This window comes from Pseudomonas flexibilis, from assembly GCF_000806415.1.
Lineage (GTDB): Bacteria > Pseudomonadota > Gammaproteobacteria > Pseudomonadales > Pseudomonadaceae > Serpens > Serpens flexibilis.
On record NZ_JTAK01000004.1, the window covers coordinates 485,857 to 506,339 of the forward strand.

General features: G+C 69.0%; 12 protein-coding genes. 3 read left to right on the forward strand and 9 right to left on the reverse strand.

What is annotated here, in order from left to right; all coding sequences use genetic code 11:
• Positions 1–18: 18 nt before the first annotated feature.
• On the forward strand, positions 19–1,512 hold the full coding sequence (locus PT85_RS11415) for a YifB family Mg chelatase-like AAA ATPase (RefSeq protein ID WP_027589128.1): 1,494 nt from the start codon (positions 19–21) through the stop codon (positions 1,510–1,512).
• 60 nt (positions 1,513–1,572) lie between these two features.
• Here PT85_RS11415 and PT85_RS11420 read toward each other — a convergent pair whose 3' ends face one another.
• Positions 1,573–2,547, reverse strand: coding sequence for a cytochrome-c peroxidase (locus tag PT85_RS11420; RefSeq protein WP_051587312.1), 975 nt, complete (start codon positions 2,545–2,547; stop codon positions 1,573–1,575).
• A 257-nt stretch (positions 2,548–2,804) separates the two neighbouring features.
• Positions 2,805–4,025, reverse strand: a complete 1,221-nt coding sequence (locus tag PT85_RS11425; protein WP_027589130.1) for an OprD family outer membrane porin — start codon at positions 4,023–4,025, stop codon at positions 2,805–2,807.
• 468 nt (positions 4,026–4,493) lie between these two features.
• Between PT85_RS11425 and dibA the strand changes: the two genes are divergently transcribed.
• On the forward strand, positions 4,494–6,431 hold the full coding sequence (gene dibA, locus PT85_RS11430; protein WP_037008421.1) for a phosphodiesterase DibA: 1,938 nt from the start codon (positions 4,494–4,496) through the stop codon (positions 6,429–6,431).
• A 237-nt stretch (positions 6,432–6,668) separates the two neighbouring features.
• Here dibA and recD read toward each other — a convergent pair whose 3' ends face one another.
• The 7 genes from recD to purE form a co-directional block, all read right to left on the reverse strand.
• On the reverse strand, positions 6,669–8,714 hold the full coding sequence (gene recD / locus PT85_RS11435; RefSeq protein WP_039606694.1) for an exodeoxyribonuclease V subunit alpha: 2,046 nt from the start codon (positions 8,712–8,714) through the stop codon (positions 6,669–6,671).
• Positions 8,711–12,334, reverse strand: a complete 3,624-nt coding sequence (recB, locus tag PT85_RS11440; RefSeq protein WP_039606695.1) for an exodeoxyribonuclease V subunit beta — start codon at positions 12,332–12,334, stop codon at positions 8,711–8,713. Before recB ends, recD begins: the two co-directional genes overlap by 4 nt.
• Positions 12,331–15,774, reverse strand: coding sequence for an exodeoxyribonuclease V subunit gamma (recC, locus tag PT85_RS11445; protein WP_039606696.1), 3,444 nt, complete (start codon positions 15,772–15,774; stop codon positions 12,331–12,333). Before recC ends, recB begins: the two co-directional genes overlap by 4 nt.
• A gap of 93 nt (positions 15,775–15,867) precedes the next feature.
• Positions 15,868–16,389, reverse strand: coding sequence for a DUF3299 domain-containing protein (locus PT85_RS11450; RefSeq protein WP_027588818.1), 522 nt, complete (start codon positions 16,387–16,389; stop codon positions 15,868–15,870).
• A gap of 65 nt (positions 16,390–16,454) precedes the next feature.
• Positions 16,455–16,706 (reverse strand): GlsB/YeaQ/YmgE family stress response membrane protein, encoded by a 252-nt coding sequence (locus PT85_RS11455; RefSeq protein WP_027588819.1) that lies wholly within the window; start codon positions 16,704–16,706, stop codon positions 16,455–16,457.
• Between the two features lie 154 nt (positions 16,707–16,860).
• The gene (locus PT85_RS11460; RefSeq protein WP_039606697.1) at positions 16,861–17,946 is read right to left on the reverse strand and encodes a 5-(carboxyamino)imidazole ribonucleotide synthase; all 1,086 of its coding nucleotides are present in this window, start codon (positions 17,944–17,946) and stop codon (positions 16,861–16,863) included.
• Between the two features lie 16 nt (positions 17,947–17,962).
• The gene (purE, locus tag PT85_RS11465; RefSeq protein WP_027588821.1) at positions 17,963–18,454 is read right to left on the reverse strand and encodes a 5-(carboxyamino)imidazole ribonucleotide mutase; all 492 of its coding nucleotides are present in this window, start codon (positions 18,452–18,454) and stop codon (positions 17,963–17,965) included.
• A 240-nt stretch (positions 18,455–18,694) separates the two neighbouring features.
• Between purE and ggt the strand changes: the two genes are divergently transcribed.
• Positions 18,695–20,404, forward strand: a complete 1,710-nt coding sequence (gene ggt / locus PT85_RS11470) for a gamma-glutamyltransferase (RefSeq protein ID WP_052237663.1) — start codon at positions 18,695–18,697, stop codon at positions 20,402–20,404.
• Positions 20,405–20,483: the final 79 nt, after the last annotated feature.

Genomic DNA, 20,483 nt, shown 5'->3' on the forward strand with positions numbered 1-20,483 from the left:
TTAATCAAGGAGTGATGCATGTCTTTGGCCCTGGTCCATAGCCGCGCGCTGGTGGGTGTCGAGGCCCCTGCCGTCAGCGTGGAAGCCCACCTGGCCAACGGCCTGCCCTCGCTGACCCTGGTAGGCCTGCCGGAAACCAGCGTGCGCGAAAGCAAGGATCGCGTGCGCAGCGCCCTGCTCTGCTGCGGCTTCGAGTACCCGCAGCGACGCATCACGCTGTCCCTGGCGCCCGCGGACCTGCCCAAGGATGGCGGCCGCTTCGACCTGGCCATCGCCCTGGGCATTCTCGCCGCCAGCGGCCAGGTGCCCAACGAACCCCTCTGCCACTACGAATGCCTGGGCGAGCTTGCGCTGTCCGGCGAGCTGCGCCCGGTACGCGGCGTGCTGCCGGCCGCGCTGGCCGCGCGCGCAGCGGGGCGCAAGCTGATCGTCGCCGCGCAGAACGCCGAGGAAGCCAGCCTGGCCTCGGGGCTCGAGGTGTATGCGGTCGAGCACCTGCTGCAGCTGGCCGCGCACCTCACCGGCCAGGAACCGCTGGCGCCTTACCAGGCCCAGGGGCTGCTGCGCCAGACGCAACCCTATCCGGACCTCGCCGACGTGCACGGCCAGTTGGCCGCCAAGCGCGCCCTGCTGGTGGCCGCGTCTGGCGCCCACAACCTGCTGCTCAGCGGCCCGCCCGGCACCGGCAAGACGCTGCTGGCCAGCCGCCTGCCCGGGCTGCTGCCGCCGCTGGAGGAGTCCGAAGCCCTGGAGGTGGCCGCCATCCATTCGGTGGCCGCCCATACACCGCTGAGCCACTGGCCGCAGCGTCCGTTTCGCAATCCACACCACAGCGCCTCCGGCCCCGCGCTGGTGGGCGGCGGCAGCCGGCCGCGCCCCGGCGAGATCACCCTCGCCCACCAGGGCGTGCTGTTTCTCGACGAGCTGCCCGAGTTCGATCGCAAGGTGCTGGAAGTGCTGCGCGAGCCGCTGGAAAGCGGCGAGATCGTCATTGCCCGCGCCACGGAGAAGCTGCGTTTTCCGGCGCGCTTCCAATTGGTCGCCGCCATGAATCCCTGTCCGTGCGGTTACCTGGGTGATGCCGGCGGGCGTTGCCGCTGCACGCCGGAACAGGTGCAGCGCTACCGCAACAAGCTGTCGGGGCCGTTGCTGGATCGCATCGACCTGCACGTCACGGTGGCCCGCGAAACCACCCAGCTCGCCCCCACGGAGACCACGCCGCAAAGCACCCCGCAGGCGGCCGACCAGGTGGCCCGCGCGCGGGCGCGCCAGCAGGCCCGCCAGGGTTGCGCGAACGCCTTCCTCGACCTGCCGGGGCTGCGCCGCCATTGCGTGCTGGCGGACGAAGACCGCCTCTGGCTGGAAAAGGCCTGCGAACGCCTGGGACTCTCGCTGCGCTCGGCCCACCGACTGCTCAAGGTGGCGCGCACCCTGGCCGACCTGGAGGAAAGCGAACACGTCGGCCGCCCGCACCTGGCCGAAGCGCTGCAGTATCGGCAGGGGCAGGGCTGAACTATCAGCAAAAAACCCCGGGGCCTTGCGGCACCGGGGTTCTTCGTCACGTCTGGCCGATCAGTTGAACGGCTGCGGACGCGGGGTCTTGGCGGTGGACGGCGGCAGGATCGGCAGCGCGAAGCTCGGCTGCTCGCCGGTCAGGGTCTTCAGGAAGGCGGTGATCTGGGCGATCTGCTTCTGCTCCAGCTTGCGACCCAACTGCAGACGGGCCATCACGTCGACCGCTTCTTCCAGGTTCCAGTAGGCACCGTCGTGGAAGTAGGGGTAGGTCAGCTCGACGTTGCGCAGGGTCGGCACCTTGAACTTCATGCGGTCGGCATCGTTGCCGGTCAGGCCGGCAACACCCTCGGCCGGATTCTGGGTGGCGTAGGGTTCGACCAGACCCATCTTCTGGAAGGAGTTGCCGCCCACGGCGCTACCGTTGTGGCAGGCGGTGCAGCCCACGTCCTTGAACAGCTGGTAGCCGGCCAGTTCGTCCTTGTTCAGGGCCTTCTTGTCGCCCTTGAGCCACTGGTCGAAGCGCGAGTTCGGGGTCACCAGGGTCTCTTCGAAGGCGGCGATGGCGTCGGTCACCTGGTCGATGTCGATGGCGTTCTTGCCGTAGACCTTCTTGAAGGATTCACGGTACTGCGGGATGGATTGCAGCACGTCCACCGCCAGGGTATGGGTGAAGCCCATTTCCATCGGGTTGGCGATCGGGCCACCGGCCTGCTCCTTCAGGTCCGCCGCACGACCGTCCCAGAACTGCGCCAGGTTCAGGCTGGAGTTCAGCACGGTCGGCGAGTTGATCGGGCCCTGCTGCCAGTTGTGACCGATGGAGGACGGCAGGTTGTCGCTGCCGCCCATGGAGAGGTTGTGGCAGGAGTTGCAGGAAATGAAGCCCGACTTGGACAGGCGCGGGTCGAAGAACAGCTGCTTGCCCAGCTCCACCTTGGCCTGGTTGGTCACCTTGGCCGGCTGGATCGGCTGAATCGGTTCGTTGCTGGGCGCAGCAAAGGCGCTGGCGCTCACAGTCAGGCTCAAGGCCAGCATCACGGGTTTGAACATGGTCGGCTCCTACTGCTCATCAGGGTTAGACCAAAGATGCCGGTGGCGGCACACGGCCATATTGATGCATATCAAGGTGCTATCGGAAAGACATCGGTAATGCACCGCATCCCGGGCGCACGGCTTTTTGCGCTCCCACAGTTGGGCGTGCCAGCGGTGCATATCACCATGGGCGAGACACAGGCAAACAAAAACCCCTGCCGCCTAAGGACGACAGGGGTTCGGTTACAGCGAAGCCGTGATTACATCAGCGGGATGCTGTAGTTCACGATGAAGCGGGTTTGGTCGATGTCGGCGGTCTTGCCGTCGCCGTCGTACATGCCGTGCATCAGACGAGCGCCCAGACCCTTGAACTGACCCTCCGGAATGGTGTAGCCCACCACAACGTCAGTTTCGGTGTGATCGCGCTCCAGCACGCCGCCGTCGCCCATCTGGTGCAGGACGCTAGCGCTCAGGCCCTTGACACCCACGGTGCCAAAGTCGAAGCCGTAGCTGACCAGGGTGACTTTCTCATCCTGGTTAGCCATCAGGCCGTTACCGATCATGCGCTCGGAGATCAGGTAGTTGCTGTTGCTCAGCTGTCCGAAGCCGGTATCACCCGACAGTTCCTGGTAGCCAACACCGAAGGTGTGGCCGGCGATGGAGTAGTTGACCAATGCACTCCACAGCTTGTTGTCGTTGCGGGGATTAGCACGACCATCGCCATCACCATCTTCCGAGGTGTTGAAGTAACGCAGGTCAGCGCCCAGCTTGCCGGCGCCCACGGCTGCGGAGTACTTCAAGCCAGCGAAGTGCTGCTTGTAGGTGTTGTGCAGTTGGCCGAAGTAGTACTGGGCGGTCAGGCCGTCCATTACCTTGTAGTCGGCGCCCAGCAGCGAGAACTCGCCACCGAAGCGGTCGTTATTGTCAGTCCACTGATCCTCGTCACGCATGGACACCTTGGTCAGGTGAGCTGCGGTCAGGGTCAGGCCAGCGACATCCTGGTTGGTCAGCATCGCGCCTTCGAACAGCTGCGGCAGCATGCGTGCATCGTTGGAGACCAGGACCGGAGTAACGGGACGCAGGGCACCGAGGTAGCCAGTGGTCTTGCCGACGCGGGCCTTCAGGGTGGCACCACCCTTGTTCAGGCGCTCGGCCGACTCGTCTGCGCTATAGCGCTCGAACAGCATGGCGGCCTGCTGGTCGCCGTGGTCAGCCAGCTTGTACGCAGCGGCACCGAACAGGTCGACACCGACACCAATCGCGCCTTCAGTGAAGCCGGACTTGTAGTTCAGCATGAAGGCCTGGCCCCACTGGCCGCCTTCAACTCCTGCTGCACCGTTGAACTCATCGGTGTCCTGAGCAAAGTAGTAGTTACGCAGGTCCAGGCTCAGCTTGCTGTCCTTGACGAAATCAGCGGCAGCGAACTGGCTCATGCCCAGGGCGCTGACGGCGACGGCTACAGCCACGGCAGTTTTTTTCATTTGTTCTTACTCCAGTTTTGGTTTTTTCGAGCCGGGTTTTTGGCCCGTCTTCGAGCGCATCGGTCGGAACACCTTTCCCCCCAGCGTTCCGACGATATTCGCGACCGACCGTCCCCAACGGTACCGCTCGGCCTTTCACCTGCCTGTTGTGCCTTCCTGTTGGCCAGGCATCGAACCTGTTACAAACCACAACAAAAGTTAGGTGCGGGCCTTTATGACAGAAAAAAATCGGGTTTTGAAGCCTACCGATGGCCAATGTTGCCGCGGAAAAGGCGAGCCGGTTCACCGTTCCGCATGCTGGAAGGTTTCCGACAGACGGTGATTCCCGCATGTTTGCGGCATTCTGGCGCCAGGGACCCGCCGTTTCGTTGCCCGGTATCAATCCGACGGTAACCTTCGGCCAGTCGTCGCGCTGAGTGAACTTCCGTATACTGCCGCGCCTATTCCCGCCGGCGCTTGCAGTTCACGATGAAAGCGTTCCCGAATGCCCTCCTGTTGACGGTGGGCTATGCCCTGGGCTCCACCCTCTGGGTTTTCCTCAGCAACCAGCTGTTGCTGCGCTGGCTTGGTCCCGGCGAGCAGTACTACGCCTGGCAGACCTACAAGGGTCTGATCTTCGTCGCGATCAGCACCCTGCTCCTGTACCTGTTCCTGCGCCTGCAGCGCCGCCTGCTCGACGATGAGCTGCAAGTACGCCGCCAGCATGAAAACCGCCTGCGGCAATCGGCTGCCGTGTTCGACAACACCCTCGAGGGGGTGGTGATCACCAACACCCAGAACCGCATCATCCACGTCAACCGGGCCTTCGAGCGCATTACCGGCTATACCGAGGCCGAGGTGCTGGGCAACACGCCGAGCCTGTTCAAATCGGGCCGCCATGACCGCAGTTTCTACAACATCGTCTGGGGCGAGCTGCAGGCCCATGGCAGCTGGAGCGGCGAGATCTGGAATCGCCGCAAGAACGGCGAGATCTTTCCACAATGGCAGCGTATCCACGCCATTCGCAACGAGTTCGGCGAACTGACCCACTACGTGGCGATCTTCTCCGACATCAGCGCGATGAAGCAGACCCAGCAGGAGCTGGACCACCTGGCTCACCACGACCCGCTGACTGGCCTGCCCAATCGCCTGCTGTTCAACGAGCGCGTGCAGCATGCCCTGGAGCGCAATGCGAAGAGCCAGCAGGGCGGCTGCGTTCTGCTGCTGGACCTGGACCTGTTCAAGGACATCAACGAGAGCCTCAGCCACAGCACCGGCGACGAAGTGCTGCGCAAGGTGGCCGAGCGTTTGTCGGCGGTTGGCAAGGGCCTGACGGTGGCGCGCCTGGGCGGCGACGAATTCGCCCTGCTTTGCGAGGACGGTGGCGACGCGCAGCGGGCGACCGCGCTGGCCGAAGCCGTGCTGCAAAGCCTGCATGCCCCCTTCCAGATCGCCGGCGCCACGCTGTTCCTGACCACCAGCATCGGCATCGCCCTGTTCCCCGAGGACGGCACCCAGCTTGACCAGTTGATCCGCAATGCCGACTCCGCGCTGTTCAAGGCCAAGCAGAGCGGCCGGCAGACCTACGCCTTCTACACCCAGGAGCTGACGCTGCAGGCACGCCAGCGCATGGAGCTGGGCGCCGCACTGCGCCAGGCCATCGAGGCCCAGCACCTGCTGCTCAATTTCCAGCCGATTCTCGACCTGAAAAGTGGCCAGGTGCGCGGGGTGGAAACACTGGTCCGCTGGCGACACCCGTCCCGCGGAATGATTCCTCCCGGCGATTTCATTCCGCTGGCCGAGGAAAACGGCCTGATCGCCGCCATCGACACCTGGGTGCTCGGCGCCGCCTGCCGACAGATGCGCGCCTGGCAGGATGCGGGCATCGACCTCGACTTCATCGCGGTGAACGTTTCCAGCCGCCTCTTCAGCCGGGGCGAGCTGGAAGAGCACGTGCGCCGCGTACTGACGGAGACCGGGCTGCGTTCCGGCTGCCTGGAGCTGGAAGTCACCGAGAGCGCGGTGATGCACGATCCGGACGCGGCCTGCGAGCAGTTGCGACGGCTGAGCAACCTCGGCGTGCGCCTGTCGATCGACGACTTCGGCACCGGCTATTCCTCGCTGCTGCGCCTGAAGAGCCTGCCGGTGGACAAGCTGAAAATCGACCAGGGCTTCATCGCCGGCCTGCCCGACGACGAGGATGACGCCGCCATCACCCGGGCGATCATCGCCCTGGCGCACAGCCTGGGCCTGGCCGTAGTGGCCGAAGGCATCGAATCGCCCGCCCAGGCCGCGCTGCTCGCCCGCTACGGCTGCGGCCTCGGCCAGGGCTACTGGTTCGGCCGCCCGCTGCCGGCCGCCGAGCTGGACTGGCGGCCCCGGCCGCTGCCGCGCGTGCAGGCGGAAACCCTCACCGTCAGGTCATAGTTTCCCCCGCCCCTGACCGGAGACAGCGCGCCAGGTACATCGCGTCCCACCGATGCACCCACGCGCCACAAGCGCGCCGTGCCGGCGCGATGGTGGACAAGAACGACGTTGTCCACCCTACGTCTTGCAGGCGGGAACCCTCTCCATCCTCGATGGGCGACAGTCACGTAGGGTGGATCGCGCTCCATCGATCCACCCTCGCGCGCCAGGTGCGGCCGGCTAGGCGCGGCCCCCCGCCTAAAGTTCCACCCCCAGCCCGCTGACCCGCCGCACGCGGCGCTGCACCGCCGCCTCGAACACCCCGGCACGCGGTTCCACCAGGGTGAACCGTTCGCGGGCGCGGGTGATGGCGGTGTACAGCAGCTCCTTGGTCAGCACCGGGTTCAGCGCGTCCGGCAGCACCAGCGCGGTGTGGGCGAACTCCGAGCCCTGGGACTTGTGCACGGTCATGGCGAACACGGTCTCCACGGCGGTGAGGCGGCTGGGCAGCACGAAGCGCACGCCGCCGGAGCCGTCGTTGCGCGGGAAGGCCACCCGCAACAGCGGCGCACCGTCCTCGCCGGGCAGACGCAGGGCGATGCCGATGTCGCCGTTCATCAGGCCCAGCCCGTAATCGTTGCGGGTCACCAGCACCGGGCGGCCCTCGTACCATTCGTGGGCGGGATCGATCAGCCCCTGGCGCTGCAGCTCATCCTGCACGCGCTGATTCAGGCCCTGCACGCCCCAGTCGCCCTTGCGCAGCGCGCAGAGCAGGCGGAAGCGGTCGAAGGCGCCGAGCACCCTGTTCGCCCAGTCCTGCCAAGCCGGGCCGTTGAGCGGCTCCATGTCCAGCGGGCGCCCGGCCTGCAGCTCGCGCAGGTAATGCGCATAACCCTCCGCGCCCCCGTGGCCCTGGCTGATCAGCCGCGCCAGGCCGGCCGGCACGCCGCGCAGGGCATGCACGTCCGGCGCGCCCTGCGCCAGCAACCGGCGGGCGTCCGCCGCCTCCTGGCGATTGACCAGGCGCGCCAGCTGGCCGATGCCGCTGTCGGCGCCGAAGCGCCGCGAGTGGCGCAGCATCACCGTCTGCTGGGCCAGCGGACGCCGACCGGCTTCGCCCGGCAGCAGTCCCGGTTCGTCCAGCGGTCGGCCGGCCAGCTGTTCCAGCCAGGCGCGGGTGGGCGGATCGTAATGACCGGCCTCGGCGTCGCGGCACAGGTCGCCGAGCACCGCGCCGGCCTCCACCGAGGCCAACTGGTCCTTGTCGCCGAGCAGGATCAGCCGCGCATGGGCCGGCAGGGCGTCGAGCAGGCGCGCCATCATTTCCAGGTCGATCATCGACGCCTCGTCCACCACCAGCACGTCCAGCCCCAGCGGGTTGCCGGCGTGGTGGCGGAACTGGCGGGTGTCCGGGCGGCTGCCGAGCAGGCGGTGCAGGGTCAGCACTTCCTGGGGAATGGCCGCGCGCACCGCCGCGTCCACCGCCAGCGTGCGCACCTGCTGGCCGATGGATTCGGTGAGCCGCGCCGCCGCCTTGCCGGTCGGCGCGGCCAGGCGAATGCGCAGCACCTGACCGCTCGCCACCGCGGGCGCCTGCAGCAGCGCCAGCAGGCGCACCACGGTGGTGGTCTTGCCGGTGCCGGGGCCGCCGGTGATCAGTGTGAAGCGGCCACGCACCGCCAGCGCGCAAGCGAGCTTCTGCCAGTCGACCCGCGCCTCGTCGCTGGCCGGGAACAGCGCGTCCAGCCGCGCGGGCAGGTCGTCGGGCACGGTCAGCGGCTCGGCCAATCGCTGGCGCAGGCTGTGCGCCACGCGCTGCTCGTAGCTCCAGTAGCGGCGCAGGTACAGGCGCCCTTCGCACAGCAGTAGCGGGCGGGCCTGCTGCGCCGGGTCACCGCCCTGCCAGACTTCGACCAGCGCGCTGGCGGCCAGCGCCGCCTGCCACTGCGCCAGGTCCAGGCCGGCGAGCAGTTGCGACGGCAGGCGCGTTTCACCGGCCTGTTCCCCTTCGGGCGGCAGGGACAGGGCGAAATCCGGCTCGTCGAGGGTGACGGCCAGGTCCAGGCACACATGACCCTGACCCAACTGGTGACTGGCCAGCGCGGCGGCCAGCAACAGCAGCGGCGAGGCCTGCGGCTCGCGTTCGCGCAGGAAGCCGACGAAGGCGCGGTCCAGCGGCCGCAACCAGCCCCGGCGCACCCAGAGATCCAGTTGGGCGATCAATTGATCGCGCTCGCTCAGCACCTGGGAAAGCAGGGGATAGGCTTCGTCGCGCAGTTGCCGGGCCAACAGATCGAGATTCATGGGCAGACCTCCGCATGGCCGGCAAACAGGCGATCCAGCGCCTCGATCAGCGCGCGCGGCGGCCGTTCGGCATGCACGCCATGGGCGCCGCCGCGCAGGAACAGGTACAGCGCGCCGCCCATGTGCCGTTCGTAGTCGTAGTCGGGCAGGCGCGCCTTCAGTTGGCGGTGCAGGGCCAGCAGGTAGAGTACGTACTGCAGGTCATAGCGCTTCTCCAGCATGGTCTGGCGCATGGCCTCGGCGTGGTAGGCCAGCGCGTCGCCGCCCAGCCAGTTGGACTTGTAGTCGGCCACGTAGTAGCGCCCCTCGAACTCGAACACCAGGTCGATGAAGCCCTTGAACAGGCCGTTCAGCCGGCTCGGCGCCAGCGCCGGGCGCGGCGCGCCGTCGAGGGTGTGGGCGCACACCAGGGCATCGAGGCGCTGCACGTCCACCTGGCGGCTGGAGAACCAGAACTCCATCTCCACCTGGTAGTGGCCGAGGTCGACCAGGCGCAGCGGCCGCTCGCCGGCGGTCAGCGGCACCTGCAGGTAGTCCCCGAGCCACGCGTCCAGCGGCTCGATCCACTGCTGCCAGCCGCGCAGCTGGCAGCGGCGGGCGAGCATTTCGCGCCGCGCGGCGGGGTTGTCCAGCGCCTCGGCGAAGCCCTCGCGGCCGGCCCATTCCAGCAAGCCGTGCAGGAAGGTGCCGGGCTGCGGACCGCGCGGAAAACGGTGCAGCTCGGCGCCCTCGGCCGCGCCAGCGAATTCGCGGCTTTGCGCATCGTCGTCGTGGATCTTCTGGGCGGCCGGACTGTCCGGGGCTTCGATCGGCTCGACCGCATCGTCGCCGGCCAGCGCCAGGGCGCTGTAGGAGGCGATCCACCAGTGTTCCAGGGCGCGCCGTTTGGGCAGGCGCGCCTGCAGCGCGGCGTTGTCGGCGGCCGGCGGCAAGAAGCGTTGCTCGTTGGGCGACGGCGGCGCGGCCAGCTGGATCTCGGACCCGGCGGCCTGCAGCGCGGCCAGCCGGGGCGCCAGCTCGAAGGGCTCGCCGCCGGCCAGCACGTAGCCGATGGCCGAACGGTGCAGGCAGGACTCCTTGCCCTGGCGGCGCTTAAGCTCGGCCAGCCCCAGCCAGCAGGCGTGCCGGGCGCGGGTCAGCGCCACGTAGAGCAGACGCAGGTCCTCGCCCAGGCGTTCGCGGTCGGCGCGGTCCACGGCGGCGGCGTCCGGGCGCAGGGCGACCTGCAGCTCGCCCTGCCCGTCGTGATAGCGCAGCGGCGGATCGCCCTCCACCGGGCGGTGCGAGCAGATGAACGGCAGGAACACCAGCGGGTATTCCAGGCCCTTGGACTTGTGGATGGTCACCACGCGCACCAGCGCGTCATCGCTTTCCAGGCGCAGGATCTGCTCCTCGGCGCCCTGCCCCTGGCCGTCCAGGTGCTCGGCCAGGTGGCGGATCAGCGCCTGTTCGCCGTCCAGCTCGCCGGCGGCCTGCTGCAGCAGCTCGGCCAGGTGCAGCAGGTTGGTCAGCGCGCGCTCGCCGTCGTCGCCGGCCATCAGCCGCTGCGGCAGCGCGAAGTCCTGCATCAGGTGGCGCAGCATCGGCAGCACGCCCTGCCGGCGCCATTGCTGGCGGTAGCCGCGGAACTGCATGACGCGCGCTTCCCAGGCCAGTTCGTCCTCGGTGAGCGCGTGCAGCTCGGCCAGCGAGCGGCCGAGGGTGACGGTGGCCAGCGCGGCGCGCAGCAGACGCTCGTCGTCGGGCCCGGCGCAGGCGCGCAGCCAGGCCAGCACGTCGGCGGCCTCCTGGCTGTCGAACACCGAGCTCTTGTCCGACAGGTACACGCTGCGCACCCCGCGTCGCGCCAGCTGCTGGCGGATGGCCCGCGCTTCGCGGCCATCGCGCACCAGCACGGCGATGTCCGCCGGGCACAGCGGCTGCAACGTACCGTCGGCGCGCCGGAAACCGGCCTGGCCGGCCAGGCCGAGGTTGAGCAGCCGGGTGATCTGTGTGGCGCTGGCGGCGGCCAGTTCGCGCCGGTAGCGGTCGCCGCTGATCGGCGCCGATTCGGCCAGGTGCCAGAGGGTCATGGCCGGCTGGACCTGACCGTCGATCTCCAGCGTTTCCGCACGGCCGCGCGCGTTCACGCGGTGGAACGGCAGCGGGTTGCCCGCCTCGCTCTTGAACAGGAAGGCGCCCAGCGGCTGCCGCTCGGCGAACTGGAACAGGTCGTTGACTGCCTCGACCAGCGCCGTGCTGGAGCGGAAGTTGGTGTCCAGGCTGTGGTGGCGGCCTTCGGTGGCGGCGCGCGCCTTCAGGTAGGTGAAGATGTCGGCGCCACGGAAGGCGTAGATCGCCTGCTTGGGGTCGCCGATCAGCAGGATGGCGCAATCGTCGCGCGCCTCGCCGATGCCGTAGATGCGCTGGAAGATGCGGTACTGCAGCGGGTCGGTGTCCTGGAACTCGTCGATCAGCGCCATGGGGAACTGCCGGCGGATCACCTCGGCCAGCCGCTGGCCGCTGTCGCCGGCCAGCGCGGCGTCCAGGCGGGTGAGCATGTCGTCGAAACCGATCTGCGCGCGCTGGCGCTTTTCCCGGTCGAAGCGCTGTTCGATCCACTGCACGGCATGGCGCAGCAGCGCGTCGTCCGGGTCGGCCAGCGTGGCGAGCGCCGCCGGCAGCTCGGCGATGGCCTGCAGGCAAGGGTGGTCGAAGGGTGTGCCGACTTTCCAGGCGTCGGCCAGGCCGTCAGGGGTCAGCCGCTCGAAGCCCTTGCCGATATCCAGCTGTGCCGCCTCGGGGTCGGCCGCCCAGGCCAGCAACTTTTCACACCAGCCGGTGTACAGGTTGATCTTCAGCTTGCTGCCATCCAGTGCTTTGCGGGCACGTGCGTCATCCAGCAGGGTGCGCAGCTCCTCGGCCCACAGCAGCCAGGGCTCCTTGAGCGCGGCCAGGCGTTGGCCGCGTTCGGCCAGCGCGGTTTCGATCAGCGCGCGGATATCGGCATGCGCCACGCCGAGGCCCAGCCCGAGCAGCGGCCGCACCCGCTGGCGCAGGGCGGCGGGGCTGCCCCAATGCTGGTGCACCCAGCCCAGCGCGGCGCCGCGCAGCGGGTAGAAGTGTGCGCGCCAGAAGTCGTTCACCACCTCGGCCAGCAGGTCGCTCTGGTCGGCTTCCAGGGTCTGGGTGAACAGGCTGCCGCTGTCGAAGGCGTGCTCGCGCAGCATGCGCTGGCACCAGCTGTGGATGGTGGACACGGCGGCCTCGTCCATCCACTGCGCGGCGGTGTCCAGGCGCAGGGCGCAGCGCGGCCAGTCGGCCGGCGGGTATTCGTTGCGCAGGGCGACCAGCAGCTCGTCCGGGTCGGCCAGTTCACCCCGGAAATGCCGGGCGCTCTGCGCCAGGCGCGTGCGGATGCGGTCGCGCAGCTCCTGGGTGGCCGCCTCGGTGAAGGTCACCACGAGGATTTCCGGCGGCAGCAGTGCACGACCGAAGCCGCGTGCCTCGCCGCCGTGGCCGAGCACCAGGCGCACGTACAGCGCGGAGATGGTGAAGGTCTTGCCGGTGCCGGCGCTGGCCTCGATCAGCCGGCTGCCCGTGAGGGGCAGGTCCAGTGCCAGATTGGGTTTGTCACTCATGCCGGCACCTCCAGTGCCTGCCAGTCGGCCGCCACCAGCGGGCCGTACAGGGCGTTCCACAGATCGCGGGCGCCGTCGACCGCCAGCAGGCTGTCGTAGTCGGCGAAGTAGCGGCGCAGGTCGGCGCTTTCGTCGCGCTCGCCGGGCGTCCGGAAGGCGCCTTCGTAGGCGCTGCGGCCCGCCTCGTCGGCGCCTTCCAGCAGGTAGGCGCAGGCGGTCTTTGGCGCCAGCGGCAGCGGTTGCTGCAGGTTGCGCAGCCAGGCGTCCAGCAGCGCGCGCAGCGCAGTCTCCGCCGTCTGCGCCGGCAGCGGCGCCAGACGCAGGCCGCCGTCGCTGCCGAGCAGGACGGTGTGCAGCGGCACACGGCAGGCGCTGGCCAGCAGGTGGGCGACCCAGGGGCGCATCAGGTGGTGCCATTTGCGCTTCTTCGGCTGCAGACCCAGCGCGCCGGGCTGCACGCGCAGGCTGAGCAGTTCGCCCAGGGCATTGCGGCGCAACCCGGGCAGCCAGCCGCCGACCGACAGCTCGCCGTGCTGGAAGCCCACCGCCTGGGGCGAGGCCACCGCCTCGGGCCACAGCGTCAGCAGATGCCGGCGGGCCTCCAGCAGGTCCGGCAGCGGTTCCAGCAGCGCCGCGCCATGCAGCTCGCCGAACCCGGACAGCGGCAGCAGGCCGCTGCGCTGCAGCAGCGCCGCCTGTTCGTGCAGGCGCTGCCCGGCGGCCTGCGCGTCGGCTTCATCGAGGGCCGCGCGCAGCAGCGCGTCGCGCAGGCTGTGACGCTGCAGGCCGTCCAGCTCGAAGCACTCCGCATCCGGCGGCGGCGGGTCGCCGTCGCGCAGGTGGAGCTTCAGGCGCAGCTGATGGAACTGGCGCAGCGGGTTGCGCAGGAAGTCCTGCAGGGTTTCCAGCTCGAGGGCGCCGTCCACCGGGTACGGCGGCAGGTCGCCTTCCGGCTGCTTGCCCGCTTCACCCTGGTGCAGCGCCAGCCATTCGCCGGCGTAGCTGAACAGCTCGCCATCGGCGCCGAAATAGGCGGCGTTGAACGGCTGCAGCGGGTGTTCGCAGGTCAGCGCCGCGAGCAGCGCTTCGTCATCGTCTTCCCGACCGGCCAGCCGCCAGCCGGCGGCCAGGTGGTCGCGCAGCTGGCCGATCAGCACCGACGGCGGCTTCGCGCTGTTGTCGCGCACGCTGCGGCCGATCCAGCTGACGTACAGCTGCTCGCGCGCCGAGAGCAGAGCTTCGAGCAGCAGGTAGCGGTCGTCCTCGCGACGCGAGCGGTCGCCGGGGCGGTAGTCGCCGCCCATCAGGTCGAAGTCCAGTGGCGCCTGGGTGCGCGGGTAGTCGCCGTCGTTCATGCCCAGCAGGCAGACCGCGCGGAACGGAATGGCGCGCATCGGCATCAGGGTGCAGAAGTTCACCGCGCCGCTGAGGAAGCGCTGGCCGAGGCTGGGCTGGTCCAGCGCGCCGAGCCAGGCCTCGCGCACCACGGTGAGCGGCAGTTCCTCGTGCAGCCCGGCCTCGCGGCACTGCTCCAGCCAGCCCTCCAGGGCCTGGAGCAACTGGCTGAGCAGCAGCTCGTCCTGCTCGTCGCTCGGGCGCAGGAACACCTCCAGCAGCGCACGCAGGCGTTCGCCCCACTGCGGCGCGGTGGCCGGCCGGGAGAGTTCCCGCCAGGCCAGCTGCAGGCGCTCGACCAGGGTGACCAGCGGGCCGAGCAGCGCCGCATCCAGACCGCCGATCTCGGCGTAGGGCTCGATGCCGTCCAGCGGCGCGCCCTCGCCCACCGCGTAGCCGAGCAGCATGCGACGCAGGCCGAACAGCCAGCTGTTCTGCTCCAGATTCGCCGGCACGCCGAAGCGCTGGCGCTGCGCGGCGTCCAGCCCCCAGCGCACGCCGGCGCCCTCGATCCAGCGGTGCAGCTGCGGCAGGTCGCCCTCGGCGATGCCCAAGCGCGCGCGCAGCGCCGGCACGTCCAGCAGGTCGAGGATCTCGCTGACCGCGAAACGGCTGTCCGGCAGGTTGAGCAAATGCTCGACGGCGATCAGCAGCGGCTCGCGGCCGCGCCGGCCCTGGTCGGCCAGGGTGAAGGGGATGAAGCGTGCGTCGTCGCGAGCGAGCCGACCGAACACCGCCTGGATGTGCGGGGTGTAGCGGTCGATGTCCGGCACCATGACGATCACGTCGCGCGGATGCAGGCCGGGGTCGGCGCTGAAGCGTGCCAGCAACTGGTCGTGGAGGATCTCCACCTCGCGCTGCGGGCTGTGGGCGATGTGGAAACGCAGCGAGCGGTCCCGCTGCGGGTCCAGCGCGGGCCAGCGTTCGCGGGTCTCGGCCAGCGGGCGCAGTTCGAGGATGTCGTCCTGCAGCTGGCCGAGCAGCGTGGCCGGCGCGTCCTCGCTGAACAGGTCGATGCGCTGGGCGGGGAACAGCGCGCGGTAATCGTCGGGGCTGTCGTAGCTGTCCAGCAGGTTGATGTAGTCGCGGCCCTGCTTGCCCCAGGCGGCCAGCAGCGGCTGGGCGTGCTGGTGCAGCAGCTCGGCCGGCAGGTCGGCGGGCATGTCGGGACGCCGCTGCTGGCGGCGGTACTGATGGCGCAGCAGGTCCTTGTCGGCGACGATGTCCGCCCAGTGATGGCGGCAGGGGTTGTGCACGCAGAGCAGCACCTGGCTGAAGCGCGCCAACGCGCCGAGCGCTTCCAGCGCCTGGGCCGGCAGCGAGGAAATGCCGAACACGATGACCCGGCGAGGCAGGCCGCGCGGCGCCTCGTGCACTTCGCGCAGCCGGGCGAGGAAGCGCCGGTGCACGCCGGCGCGGCTCTGCGCCAGGCCCTCGGCACCCACGTCGGCGAGCAGCGCGCGCCACAGTTCGGCCTGCCAGCCCTGCTCCTCGGTCAGCGCCACGATCTGGCCGCTGGCCTTGCGCAGCTGGTCGCGGCCGGCGGCCCAGTCCTCCAGCCAGTCGGCGCGGTACACCTGGTACTGATCGAACAGGTCGGCCAGGCGCTCGGCCAACTGGTGGCGCTTGCGCAGGTCGTCGTCCTCGGCGAGGAAGCGGCGCAGCGGAGTGAAGCTGTCGCGCTCCAGCAGCGCCGGCAGCAGGCGCATCAGGCGCCAGGTCAGCGGGCCCTTGTCGAGCAGCGACACGCGGGGAATCGCCTCGCGGCCGAGCACCGTGCGGTAGGCCTGCCAGAGAAAGGCGGCCGGCAGCTGCACGTCGATGGCCGCAGCGATACCGCAGCCGCCGCCGTCCTCGCGCGGGTCCTCGGCCAGCGCCTGCTTGAGCCACTGCGCCACGCCGTTACTGTGCACCAGCACCACTTCGTTCTCCAGCGGGCGCAGCGGATAGCGCCCCATCCAGGCCACTGCCAGCTCGCGCAGCGCGTCCAGGCGGTTGCCGTGGACGATCATGAAGCCGGGCGTCAGGGACTGATCTGCGGTCATGGAGTGTCCTCATCCTCGAAGACCGCCATGGTAGTGGCTAAGCGCGACGGGACACAGGCTGGACGGACGGACAGGTAAAGTTTTCGCGCAGGATTACTCCAGCACCCTGACCTTCGCCGCGCCCAGCGCGTAGGCGGCATCGGCCGCCGCGTTGCTGGCCGCCTCGATGCGCAGGCGGCCGTCGACCTCCAGCGGCGCGTAGATGTCGTCGATGCGGATGCCCTTCGGATAGCGCACCAGCACGATCTGGTTGGGCGGCGGCGGCGGCACGTGGATGCAGGCGCCCGGATAGGGCACCAGGAAGAACTCGACGAAACGCCCCTGTTCGTCGCTTTCCAGCGGCACCGGGTAGCCGGCCAGGCGGATCTCCCGGTTGTCGAGGGCCGCGACGGTGCGGGTGGAGTACATGACTTCAGGCAGGCCGGGCGCCTGCTTCAGATAGCCGCCCCCGTCGCTGAAGCCCTGGGCCTCGGCGCCGATGTGTTCGATTTCCGGCATGGCTTCCAGCGCCGCCAGATCCTCGGGCGGCAGCAGCTCCAGCCAGTCCAGCTCGGCGGGCGCGGCGTGCAGCGACAGGGAAACGGTGAACAGCAGTGGAATGAACAAATTTCGCATGGACGACTCGGCTCATGGACAGGACGGGGCCGCGCGCGACCCCGACAAAGACAGCGGCGTGAGGGTCAGGTTCGCTTGCGCGTCACCATGCCATAGATCACCAGCAGGATGATCGCGCCAATCACCGCGCCGATGAATCCGGCCGGCTCGCCAGCGTCGTAGAAGCCCACCGCCTGGCCGCCGTAGGTGGCCAGCAGGGCGCCGCCGATGCCCAGCAGGATGGTCATGATCCAGCCCATGCTGTCATCGCCCGGTTTGAGGAAGCGCGCGATCAGCCCGACGATCAGGCCGATGATGATGGTTCCGATGATGCCCATGAGTCCTCCGTCCCAACGGGTTGCGTGGCGGTTGCCACTCCGTTGCTTGGGACCGTTGGGCTGCCGGGCAGTTCGCGGCGGTGCACTGCACTGATTATGGGAGCGGACTTGTCCGCTCCCACCAGATCCACTCCCAGAGGAGAGGGGGCAGTTCTCAGCCCCTGGCGATCAGCGCCTGCACTTCGGCGATGCGTGCCTGCAGGGTGGCGGCGTCCTGGCAGCGCAGGGTGGCGTGGCCGACCTTGCGGCCCGCCTTGAACGCCTTGCCGTAGTGGTGCAGGTGGCAGTCGGCGATACGCAGCACTGCATCGGTCGGCGGCACCGAACCCAGGAAGTTGAGCATGGCGCTCTCGCCCACCTTGGCGGTCGAGCCCAGCGGCAGGCCGGCCACGGCGCGCAGGTGGTTCTCGAACTGGCTGCACTCGGCGCCCTCGATGGTCCAGTGCCCGGAGTTGTGCACACGCGGGGCGATTTCGTTGGCCTTCAGGCCGCCGTCCACCTCGAAGAACTCGAAGGCCAGCACGCCGACGTAGTCGAGCCTGGTCAGCACGCGGCTGATGTAGTCCTCGGCCAGCGCCTGCAGCGGGTGGTCGGTGCTGGCGATGGACAGGTTCAGCACGCCGCCCACGTGGGTGTTGTGGGACAGCGGGTAGAAGCGGGTTTCCCCGTCGCGACCGCGCACCGCCACCAGCGACACCTCGCCGGTGAAGGGCACGAAGCCTTCGAGGATGCAGGGCACGCTGCCCAGCTCCGCGAAGGCGCCGCTCACGTCGGCGGGCTGGCGCAGGACCTTCTGGCCCTTGCCGTCGTAGCCCAGGGTCCGGGTCTTGAGCACGGCCGGCAGGCCGATGGCGGCCACGGCGGCGTCCAGGTCGGCCTGGGACTGGATGTCGGCGAACTCGGGAGTCGGAATGCCCAGTTCCTTGAACAGGGACTTCTCGAACCAGCGGTCGCGGGCGATGCGCAACGATTCGGCGACCGGGTAGACCGGCACGTACTGGGACAGGAACGCCACGGTTTCCGCCGGCACGTTCTCGAACTCGAAGGTCACCAGGTCGACGCTCTCGGCCATGCGGCGCAGCGCCTCGGGATCGTCGTAGCCGGCCAGCAGGTGTTCGCCCAGCGCGGCGGCGCAGGCGTCCGGCGCGGGGTCGAGGAAGACGAAGTTCATGTCCAGCGGCGTGCCCGCCAGCGCCAGCATGCGACCCAGCTGGCCGCCACCGATTACACCGATTTTCATGGTCGTGTCCTTTGCGTTACGCCTGACGCGGGTCCGGGTTGTCCAGCACCGTACGGGTCTGCTCCTCGCGGAACTGCTTGAGGGCCGCATGGTACTGAGGGTGCTTGCCGCCGAGGATGCTCGCCGCCAGCAGCGCAGCGTTGATGGCGCCGGCCTTGCCGATGGCCAGGGTGGCGACCGGGATGCCACCGGGCATCTGCACGATGGACAGCAGCGAATCCACACCCGAGAGCATCGACGACTGCACCGGCACGCCGAGCACCGGCAGGTGGGTCTTGGCCGCGCACATGCCCGGCAGGTGGGCCGCGCCGCCGGCGCCGGCGATGATCACTTCGATGCCGCGCTCCTCGGCCTGTTCGGCGTACTGGAACAGCAGATCCGGGGTGCGGTGCGCGGACACCACCTTCACCTCGTGGGGAATACCGAGCTTCTCCAGCATCTCCACCGTATGACTCAGGGTGCTCCAATCGGACTTGGAACCCATGATCACGCCAACCAGTGCGCTCATCCTCGTGCCTCTTTGCGGTGCGCCGGTCGGCGCGCTCAAAAACCAACAAGCCACGCGGCTCGGGCGTGGCTTGTCATGTCGGGGCAAACCAGCGGGCCGGCTGGCTTGAAGGCGCGGCATTATACCGGAAAGGCGCGGCTGTCGCGCCTGTGGCTTGTCGGCAGGTGTATCGCTCGTTGGCCCCTGCTCCGCCATTTGCTGCCACACTCTGCCGAGCCGCCTCGTCACCCGGAGATCCCCATGACACGTCTCGTTTCCTTTTTGTTGCTCAGCCTGAGCCTGTTTTCCATCAGTCCGCTGCAGGCCGCCCGGCTGGAGGCCGCCGCGGTGGCCGCGCCGGATCGTCACTCGGCCGAGGTGGCCGCCCAGGTGCTGCGGCGCGGCGGCAACGCGGTGGACGCCGCCGTGGCCACCGGCTTCGCCCTGGCGGTGACCCACCCGGAGGCCGGCAACATCGGTGGCGGCGGCTTCATGACACTGGTGGTGGACGGTCAGGGCTATTTCCTCGACTACCGCGAGATGGCGCCCCAGGGAGCCCGACGCGACATGTACCTGGACGAGAGCGGCGAGGTGGTGGCGGATCTCAGCACCGTCGGCGCCCGGGCGGCCGGCGTGCCCGGCACGGTGATGGGCCTGTGGGAAGCGCACCGCCGCTTCGGCAGCCTGCCGTGGGCCGAGCTGCTGACCCCGGCCATCGTACTGGCGCGCCAGGGCTTTATCGTCGACGAGCGGCAAGTGGCGGAGCGCGACGGAGCGGCGAAGTTCTTCGCCGGGCGCACCAATTTCGATCGCTACTTCGGCGACATGCAGGCTGGCAAACGCTTCGTCCAGGAAGAGCTGGCCCAGACGCTGGAGCGCATTGCGGACCGGGGGCCGGAGGATTTCTACCGTGGCCGCACCGCCGAACTGCTGGTGGCGCAGATGCAGCGCAGCGACGGGCTGATCAGCGCCACCGACCTGCACGCCTACCGCGCCATCTGGCGCGAGCCGCTGCGCTTCGAGTGGCAGGGCCAGGTGGTGTATACCGCGCCGCCGCCCAGCTCTGGCGGTATCGCGCTGGCGCAGTTGCTCGGCATCAAGGCGCTGCGCGCACAGGACTTCGCCGGCGTGCCTCTCAACTCGGCGCGCTATGTGCACCTGCTGGCGGAAATCGAGAAGCGCGTGTTCGCCGACCGCGCCGACTATCTCGGCGATCCGGACTATTTCGACGTGCCCACCGCGCAACTGACCGCCCCCGAGTACCTGCAACGCCGCGCGGCGGAGATCGATCCGCAGCGCATCTCGCCGACCGAGGCGGTACGCCCGGGGCTGGAATCGCCGCAGACCACGCACTTCTCCATCATCGATGCCGACGGCAACGCAGTGAGCAACACCTACACCCTGAACCTGGATTTCGGTAACGGGCTGGTGGTGGAAGGCGCGGGCTTCCTGCTCAACAACGAGATGGACGACTTCAGCGCCAAGCCCGGCGTGGCCAACGCCTTCGGGGTGATCGGCAGCGACGCCAACGCCATCGACGCCGGCAAGCGCATGCTGTCGTCGATGAGCCCGACCATACTGACCCGCGACAGCCAGGTGACGCTGGCGGTGGGGACGCCCGGCGGCTCGCGCATCTTCACCACCGTGTTCCAGGTATTGAGCAACCTTTACGACCATGGCCTGCCGCTGCCCGAGGCGCTGAAGGCGCAGCGCGTGCATCACCAGTTGCTGCCCAGGGACACGATCTTTCTCGACCCCCATTCGCCGCTCAAGGGCTCGGCCGCCCAGGAACTGCGGGCGATGGGCTATATCCTGACCGAGCAGGGCTGGCCGATGGGCGACGTGCAGGCGGTGCAGGTGCTCGACGGCCGGCCGCTGCCGGCTTCCGACCCGCGTGGCCGCGGGCAGGCGCTGGTGGTTGAGGTCAACCGTGCACCCGAGGCGGAAAGCGCAGCGCCGGCTGCGCTGTAACCGTAGGGTGGATCGCGCTTCACCGATCCACCAACGCGCCGCAGGCGCGCCGTGCCGGCGCGTTGGTGGCCAATGGAAA

Bases quoted from the DNA above. Each gene is read 5' to 3' on its own strand.
- PT85_RS11455 (WP_027588819.1), bottom strand. From the start codon at position 16,706: ATGGGCATCATCGGAACCATCATCATCGGCCTGATCGTCGGGCTGATC.
- PT85_RS11425 (WP_027589130.1), bottom strand. From the start codon at position 4,025: ATGAAAAAAACTGCCGTGGCTGTAGCCGTCGCCGTCAGCGCCCTGGGC.
- recC (WP_039606696.1), bottom strand. From the start codon at position 15,774: ATGACCGCAGATCAGTCCCTGACGCCCGGCTTCATGATCGTCCACGGC.
- recB (WP_039606695.1), bottom strand. From the start codon at position 12,334: ATGAGTGACAAACCCAATCTGGCACTGGACCTGCCCCTCACGGGCAGC.
- dibA (WP_037008421.1), top strand. From the start codon at position 4,494: ATGAAAGCGTTCCCGAATGCCCTCCTGTTGACGGTGGGCTATGCCCTG.
- PT85_RS11450 (WP_027588818.1), bottom strand. From the start codon at position 16,389: ATGCGAAATTTGTTCATTCCACTGCTGTTCACCGTTTCCCTGTCGCTG.
- ggt (WP_052237663.1), top strand. From the start codon at position 18,695: ATGACACGTCTCGTTTCCTTTTTGTTGCTCAGCCTGAGCCTGTTTTCC.
- PT85_RS11420 (WP_051587312.1), bottom strand. From the start codon at position 2,547: ATGCTGGCCTTGAGCCTGACTGTGAGCGCCAGCGCCTTTGCTGCGCCC.
- purE (WP_027588821.1), bottom strand. From the start codon at position 18,454: ATGAGCGCACTGGTTGGCGTGATCATGGGTTCCAAGTCCGATTGGAGC.
- recD (WP_039606694.1), bottom strand. From the start codon at position 8,714: ATGAATCTCGATCTGTTGGCCCGGCAACTGCGCGACGAAGCCTATCCC.
- PT85_RS11460 (WP_039606697.1), bottom strand. From the start codon at position 17,946: ATGAAAATCGGTGTAATCGGTGGCGGCCAGCTGGGTCGCATGCTGGCG.
- PT85_RS11415 (WP_027589128.1), top strand. From the start codon at position 19: ATGTCTTTGGCCCTGGTCCATAGCCGCGCGCTGGTGGGTGTCGAGGCC.